Genomic DNA, 6,247 nt, shown 5'->3' on the forward strand with positions numbered 1-6,247 from the left:
CCACCCCTCGGGTGCACATCGGCGCACGCTGGGCGGGTGCCGTGGTGCCCCGGACCGCCAGACGCGGTGCGACCACGTCCTCGCGGAGCCGCGGCCGGCCGCCCTCCAGACGGGTCGTCACGGCGGCCACGGCGAGTTCCGCAGTCGATCGACGCGGCCGACCGGCTCGGCTGCCCGCGCCTCAACCTGCACGGCACCGGCCTGGACCTCTGCCACGCCCAGATCGGCGAGGGGAACCTGATCGAGCTGGTCGGCGGTCGCCCGCGCCTGGCCGGCCTCGGTTACGGCTGCACAGTCGCGATGGAGGCCTGAGCGGGCGAGGACGGCGAGAGCGCGCTCCACCGGTTCCGCTCCGCGTTCACCGTCTGATCAGGGCTGGTTCGGGCCCATCCGCCAGGGACGGAGCTTCTCCGGGTTCCGTACCGCCCAGATGTGCCTGATCCGGTCGCCGGCGACCTCGAAGGCGAAGACGGTCGCGACGGCGCCGTCCTGCTGGGCGACCAGGCCGGGCAGGCCGTTGACCGTGCACTCCAGGAACGTCGTGCGGTGGCCCGCCACGCGCGCGATCTCGGCGTAGGCGCGGGCGATCCGCTCCCCGCCCACGATCGGGTACAGGTGGGTGACGGCGAGCCCGCCGCCGTCGGCGGTCGCGGTGGCGTCGGGGTCGAGCAGGCCGACCAGGGCGTCGATGTCCTTGGCCTCCCACGCCGTCCTGAACCGCCGGACGATGTCGGCCTGTCCAGCGCTCGGGCCCGTGGGGGTCCGCGCGGTGCGGATGCGGCGGCGGGCGGAGGAGGCCAGCTGGCGGCAGGCCGCCGGGGTGCGGCCGACGATCTCGGCGACCTCGCCGAAGGGATAGCGGAAGACGTCGTGCAGGACGAACGCGACGCGCTCGGCCGGGGTCATCGCGTCGAGGACGACGAGGAAGGCCATGGTCACCGACTCGTCGAGGGTGATCCGGTCGGCCGGGTCGGTCCCGCCGGAGTGCCCGGTGACCCATTCCGCGGGCTCGGGCAGCGGCTCCGGGATCCAGTCGCCCACGTACGTCTCCCGCCTGGCCCGCGCCGAGCCGAGCAGGTTGAGGCAGATGCGGCTGGCGACCGTCGTCAGCCAGGCACCGGGCGATTCGACGGCCTGCTGCCCGGCTGCGGACATGGCGTACCAGCGGGCGTAGGTCTCCTGCACGACGTCCTCGGCGTCGGCGAGGGAGCCGAGGAGCCGGTAGGCGAGATTGATCAGCTGACGCCGTTCCCGCATGACCGCGCCGAGGCCCGGATCGCTCTGCTCGTCCCGCTCGTCCCGCTCGTCCCGCTCGTCCCGCCCGGCTCCGGTGGTCATGGTCCGCCCGTCTCCCTCGTTCACCCGTGTGCCTGTGCCCCTACCCGTGTCGACAGGACAGCGCGCCGGAATGTGAGGCCGCCGCGCCACCTCACATTCCGCGGGGCCGCGTTGTCGTACCGGTGAGGACGACGACAGGACGTCGACGGTGAGGGGACTTCGATGAACGACTTCCAGGCCATCGCGGACCGCGTGGAGATCGAGGCGCTGCGCGGCGAGTTCACCGACGCGGCGATGATGCGCGACCGGCCCCGCATGGCCTCGCTGTTCACCCCGGACGGCGCCCTGCGCATGCCGAACATCCCCGTCGAGCTGATCGGCCGCGAGGAGATCGTCGCCGGCGGCGAACGGCTGCAGAGCCAGTGGGACTTCTTCGTGCAGAACACGCACCCCGGCACGATCCTGCTCGACGGCGACACCGCGACCGGCCGCGCCTACATCCAGGAGCTCGCCCGCACCCTCGACGGCCGCCAGGGGCTCAACTACGCCGTCTACCACGACCGTTACCAGCGCACCGAGGAGGGCTGGAGGTTCACCGAGCGGGTGTACGAGGTCAGGTACCTCGACACCTCCCCGCTGGCGGGCACGGCGCCCCGGGCGGCACAGGACGCCCCGGCCGCCGCCTCCTTCGCCCACCCGGCGTCGGCCGAACGGCTGGAGCGGACGGCCGCCGCGCTGCGTGCCCACGGCTTCGCCGCCGAGATCCTGGACGACACCGCGGCCGCGCGCGCCCGCGTCCGGGACCTGCTCCCCGAGGGCGCCACGGTGTTCACCGGAGCCAGCGAGACGCTCCGGCTGTCCGGCATCGACGAGGACATCAACACCGGCGGCCGGTACGACGCCGTCAGGCCGCGCGTCCTGGCCATCGACCGGGCCACCGGAGCCGACGAGATCCGCAGGCTCCTCGCCTGCCCCGAGTACGTCGTCAACAGCGTCGCCGCGGTCACCGAGACCGGCTCGCTCGTCCTCGCCTCGGGCAGCGGCAGCCAGCTCCCCGCCAACGCGGGCGGGGCCGCCCACGCGGTCTGGGTCGTCGGCGCGCAGAAGGTGGTGCCCGACCTGAACACGGCGCTGCGCCGCGTCGAGGAGCACGCCCTTCCGCTGGAGGACGCGCGCGCCCGGGAGGTGTACGGGTCGCCGAGCGCCGTCAACCGGCTGCTCGTCCTCAACGCGGAACCCCGCCCGGGCCGCGGCACCGTGCTGCTGCTCCGGGAGGCCGTCGGATACTGACGGCCGCGCTGCCCGACGCGTGCGTGGCGGCCGGTGGTTACGCTTCCGGCATGGCGAAGAAGCTGGTGATCAAGGTGACGGCCGGGGCGGACGCCCCCGAGCGGTGTTCGCAGGCGTTCACGGTGGCGGCGGTGGCCGTGGCGAGCGGCGTCGAGGTGTCGATGTGGCTGACCGGCGAGTCGGCGTGGTTCGCCCTGCCGGGCCGGGCCGCCGAGTTCGAGCTCCCGCACGCGGCCCCGCTCCCCGACCTGGTCGACTCGATCCTCGCGGGCGGCACGCTCACCCTCTGCACCCAGTGCGCGGCCCGCCGGGACATCACAGAGAAGGACGTCATCGAGGGCGTACGGATCGCGGGCGCGCAGGTATTCGTGCAGGAGGCCATGGCGGACGGAACGCAGGCGCTCGTGTACTGAGCGCTCCGCCGGAAGCGCCGCGGTGCGCCGTCGGCCGACTGCGGCGTCGGCCGACTGCGGCGCCGTCGTGGCTGGTCGGGCAGTTCCTGCCCCAGCCTTCGGCCGCGGGGTACCCCCAGCGCCCCTTCGGGGTGCTGCCGAACCGCAGCAGACTTCGCCGGACCCGCTCAGGACCTCGGCCGCTTCTTGCCGTCCAGCTCGTCCCACCACTCGTCCGACTGCGGATCGCCGGAGGGGTCGTCCCACCAGCGGTCGTCGGGGCCTCGCCGGTTCGCGACCATCGCGGCGACCGGGGGGATGACCATGGCCACCACGCACATCCCCACGGCGGCGGGGACGGACCAGATGCGCACGACTCCCCAGGCCAGGACGAAGAGCCCGATACAGGTCCCCATCATGGCGAAGTACACGCGACGGCGACGAGCCAGCATGCATCCAGGGTAGGTCGGCCGTGGGCGTTGAGCGCGGGACCGACAGCGGGTGTGCGGGACCGCTACGTCAAGGAGGGACCGCCGTGCGGGGAAGGCGAAGGGCCGCACCTTCCGGAGGGTGATCCGGGAGGTGCGGCCCTTACGGGTGTGCTCAGACCGCGATCGCGACCTCGGCCAGGCCGCCCTGCTGGGCGACGACCGTGCGGTCGGCGGTGGCGCCGGGGACGAGGGCGCGGACGGTCCAGGTGCCCTCCGCCGCGTAGAAGCGGAACTGTCCGGTGGCGGAGGTGGGGACCTCCGCGGTGAACTCACCGGTCGAGTCCAGGAGGCGGACGTAGCCGACCACGGGCTCGCCGTCCTTCGTCACCTGGCCCTGGATCGTCGTCTCACCGGGCTTGATCGTCGAGGGGTCCGGGCCGCCGGCCTTCGCTCCACACATGCTGATACTCCAGAGGTCTTGAAAGGTCGGTCTGAGGTCTTGCCGGGGGTCTTACTTGTTGGCGCCGAGCTCGATCGGGACGCCGACGAGGCTGCCGTACTCGGTCCAGGAGCCGTCGTAGTTCTTGACGTTCTCGACACCGAGCAGCTCGTGCAGGACGAACCAGGTCAGGGCCGAGCGCTCGCCGATCCGGCAGTACGCGATGGTGTCCTTGGCGAGGTCGACCTGCTCCTCGGCGTAGAGCTCCTTGAGCTCGTCGTCCGACTTGAAGGTGCCGTCGTCGTTCGCGTTCTTCGACCACGGGATGTTGCGGGCGGTCGGGACGTGGCCCGGACGCTGCGACTGCTCTTGCGGCAGGTGGGCCGGGGCGAGCAGCTTGCCGGAGAACTCGTCGGGGGAACGGACGTCGACGAGGTTCTGCGAGCCGATGGCCGCCACGACGTCGTCGCGGAAGGCGCGGATCGCCTTGTTCTGCGGCTTGGCCGTGTAGGTGGTCTCGGTGCGCTCCGGGACCTCCTCGACCAGCTCGCGGGCGTCCAGCTCCCACTTCTTGCGGCCGCCGTCGAGGAGCTTGACGTTCTCGTGGCCGTAGAGCTTGAAGTACCAGTAGGCGTAGGACGCGAACCAGTTGTTGTTGCCGCCGTACAGGATCACCAGCGTGTCGTTGGCGATGCCCTTCGCCGACAGGAGCTTCTCGAAGCCCTCCTGGTCGATGAAGTCGCGGCGGACCGGGTCCTGCAGGTCCTTGGTCCAGTCGATGCGGATCGCGTTGCGGATGTGGTTCTTCTCGTAGGCGGACGTGTCCTCGTCCACCTCCACGATCGCGATCTCGGGGTTGTCCAGGTTGTCCTGGACCCAGTCGGCGTCGACCAGGACGTCGCTGCGGCTCATGCTCTTTCTCCTCCGGGGCAGTTGCGGCGGGGCGTGCGAGTGCGGGTGGGTGCGCGTCGGGGCGCACGGATGCCCTCGGCAGGGAGGGCAGGGGGATGCGGAGGCAGCGGGCCTCCGCCGTCAGAAGGGGCGACAGAGCATGGCGGCGACGCGGCACAGGTCGACTGCCCGCCGCTTCGTGAGATCCGCCTGACGCTTCATGGCCTCGATCGTAGGGACGGATAACCGGGCATGTCACCGGCATGTCGTATGGTGAGACGCGATCGTCCGAACTGCGAGACACGGGAAGAACCCGGGGCGTGGTTCCGGGGCGGCCCGGTGCCTGTATCGGTCACCACATCTACTGTACGGACGCGACCGTCTCGCGTGTTGGAACGGCGCCGGTCCCCGTCGTGCCGCTTACTACCCGGCCAGCTTGACGTTCGAACCCTTCACCACGATCTCCACACCGTCCTTCTCGGCCTCCACCTTGTCCAGCTTGATGCCGCCGGGGAGCTGGTCGATCGCCTGCTGGAAGTCGGAGGCCTGGCGGAAGCGGTCCTCCACGAGGCTGACACCGGCGAGCTTCGGGAGGTTGTCGGCGTGCACCTGGACGGTGTTGTCCTTGACGGTGACCGTGCTGAGGACGGTCACCTTCTGGTGGGCGCTGACGCCGGGGACCTTGACGTCGAGAGTGACCTTGATCTTGCCGTTGCCGCCGTCCGCGAGACCGACGACCTGGCCGGTGAAGCCGAGGCCGAGGTCGGTGGGCGCCGTCCGGGCGTTCTTCAGCAGCTCGGGGTAGGAGACGAGCGCGGTGCCGGTGGCGGTCTGCGCGGTGGCGGAGCTGTAGTCGCCGGTGAAGGTGACGTCCTTCATGTCGGCGTTCAGGTCCTCGATGCGGATGGTCTTGCCGGCGGTGCCGGTGGCGGCGTCGTAGTCCTTGATGCCGACGTGCACGTCGTCGAGGGTGCCGCTCGCGACCTGGGTGAGGAACGGGAAGCCCTTGATGGAGACGTCGGGGGTGCTCGCGAGGTCCTCCGTCGTCCGCAGCTTGTCGGCGGCCTCGCCCTGGGCGAAGTGCACGGCGACGCGGTCGACGATCACGAAGAGGACGCCGAGGACGACGACGACGATCAGAAAGATTCGCAGTGCACGCATGTGGTCGGTTTCCCCCGGGTCGGCTGCTCACGTCGGTCCCGCCACGCTAACCCTGCGGGAGCGGGCCGACGGGGGATTGTCGACCAGCTGTGACAGTGAGGGCGCCGGTGATGCTGGGGGCCGCCGCCCCCAGACCCCCGCAACAGGGGCCGAACCGGCCCGTGTCCGGGCGCGGGCCGGTGGGGGCCGAGCACGCAGTTCCCCGCGCCCCTTGCGGGGCCGCAGTGGGGGCGTGCAGGTCCACGTCCGGGTGCCGGCCGGTGGGGGCCGAGCACGCAGTTCCCCGCGCCCCTTGCGGGGCCGCAGTGGGGGCGTGCAGGTCCACGTCCGGGTGCGGGCCGGTGGGGGCCGAGCGCGCAGTTCCT

Annotated in this window: 9 protein-coding genes; 3 read left to right on the forward strand and 6 right to left on the reverse strand. The window is 71.6% G+C overall.

Features of this window, described 5'->3' with window-relative positions; all coding sequences use genetic code 11:
- The first annotated feature begins 66 nt into the window (after window positions 1–66).
- On the forward strand, window positions 67–312 hold the full coding sequence (locus ACFY0P_RS44095; protein WP_388927252.1) for a hypothetical protein: 246 nt from the start codon (window positions 67–69) through the stop codon (window positions 310–312).
- 57 nt (window positions 313–369) lie between these two features.
- Here ACFY0P_RS44095 and sigJ read toward each other — a convergent pair whose 3' ends face one another.
- Entirely contained in the window at window positions 370–1,338 is a 969-nt protein-coding gene (gene sigJ / locus ACFY0P_RS44100; RefSeq protein WP_388927255.1) for an RNA polymerase sigma factor SigJ, read from the reverse strand.
- Window positions 1,339–1,500: 162 nt separating this feature from the next.
- Between sigJ and ACFY0P_RS44105 the strand changes: the two genes are divergently transcribed.
- Both ACFY0P_RS44105 and ACFY0P_RS44110 read left to right on the forward strand, forming a co-directional pair.
- The gene (locus ACFY0P_RS44105) at window positions 1,501–2,568 is read left to right on the forward strand and encodes a nuclear transport factor 2 family protein (protein ID WP_388927257.1); all 1,068 of its coding nucleotides are present in this window, start codon (window positions 1,501–1,503) and stop codon (window positions 2,566–2,568) included.
- Between the two features lie 50 nt (window positions 2,569–2,618).
- A complete protein-coding gene (locus ACFY0P_RS44110) occupies window positions 2,619–2,981 on the forward strand; it encodes a DsrE family protein (RefSeq protein WP_351703417.1) in 363 nt (120 codons plus the stop codon).
- A 167-nt stretch (window positions 2,982–3,148) separates the two neighbouring features.
- On the opposite strand, the gene ACFY0P_RS44115 is transcribed toward ACFY0P_RS44110, so the two are convergent.
- The 5 genes from ACFY0P_RS44115 to ACFY0P_RS44135 all read right to left on the reverse strand — a co-directional run bounded on the left by ACFY0P_RS44115 (window position 3,149) and on the right by ACFY0P_RS44135 (window position 5,882).
- The gene (locus ACFY0P_RS44115; protein WP_355722602.1) at window positions 3,149–3,412 is read right to left on the reverse strand and encodes a DUF3099 domain-containing protein; all 264 of its coding nucleotides are present in this window, start codon (window positions 3,410–3,412) and stop codon (window positions 3,149–3,151) included.
- A 151-nt stretch (window positions 3,413–3,563) separates the two neighbouring features.
- Entirely contained in the window at window positions 3,564–3,851 is a 288-nt protein-coding gene (locus ACFY0P_RS44120; RefSeq protein WP_093501297.1) for a DUF1416 domain-containing protein, read from the reverse strand.
- 51 nt (window positions 3,852–3,902) lie between these two features.
- Complete coding sequence (locus ACFY0P_RS44125) at window positions 3,903–4,742, reverse strand: sulfurtransferase (protein ID WP_388927261.1); 840 nt, start codon at window positions 4,740–4,742, stop codon at window positions 3,903–3,905.
- 120 nt (window positions 4,743–4,862) lie between these two features.
- Window positions 4,863–4,943 (reverse strand): Ms5788A family Cys-rich leader peptide, encoded by an 81-nt coding sequence (locus tag ACFY0P_RS44130; RefSeq protein WP_350751515.1) that lies wholly within the window; start codon window positions 4,941–4,943, stop codon window positions 4,863–4,865.
- 201 nt (window positions 4,944–5,144) lie between these two features.
- Window positions 5,145–5,882: a DUF2993 domain-containing protein gene (locus ACFY0P_RS44135; protein ID WP_388927263.1), complete on the reverse strand. Its 738-nt coding sequence runs from the start codon at window positions 5,880–5,882 to the stop codon at window positions 5,145–5,147.
- Window positions 5,883–6,247: the final 365 nt, after the last annotated feature.

Source organism: Streptomyces sp. NPDC001714 (genome assembly GCF_042892755.1).
Lineage (GTDB): Bacteria > Actinomycetota > Actinomycetes > Streptomycetales > Streptomycetaceae > Streptomyces.

What these genes read in the sequence shown, in the direction of transcription:
- sigJ (WP_388927255.1), bottom strand. Translation starts at nt 1,338, where the DNA reads ATGACCACCGGAGCCGGGCGGGACGAGCGGGACGAGCGGGACGAGCGG.
- ACFY0P_RS44105 (WP_388927257.1), top strand. Translation starts at nt 1,501, where the DNA reads ATGAACGACTTCCAGGCCATCGCGGACCGCGTGGAGATCGAGGCGCTG.
- ACFY0P_RS44110 (WP_351703417.1), top strand. Translation starts at nt 2,619, where the DNA reads ATGGCGAAGAAGCTGGTGATCAAGGTGACGGCCGGGGCGGACGCCCCC.
- ACFY0P_RS44115 (WP_355722602.1), bottom strand. Translation starts at nt 3,412, where the DNA reads ATGCTGGCTCGTCGCCGTCGCGTGTACTTCGCCATGATGGGGACCTGT.
- ACFY0P_RS44120 (WP_093501297.1), bottom strand. Translation starts at nt 3,851, where the DNA reads ATGTGTGGAGCGAAGGCCGGCGGCCCGGACCCCTCGACGATCAAGCCC.
- ACFY0P_RS44125 (WP_388927261.1), bottom strand. Translation starts at nt 4,742, where the DNA reads ATGAGCCGCAGCGACGTCCTGGTCGACGCCGACTGGGTCCAGGACAAC.
- ACFY0P_RS44130 (WP_350751515.1), bottom strand. Translation starts at nt 4,943, where the DNA reads ATGAAGCGTCAGGCGGATCTCACGAAGCGGCGGGCAGTCGACCTGTGC.
- ACFY0P_RS44135 (WP_388927263.1), bottom strand. Translation starts at nt 5,882, where the DNA reads ATGCGTGCACTGCGAATCTTTCTGATCGTCGTCGTCGTCCTCGGCGTC.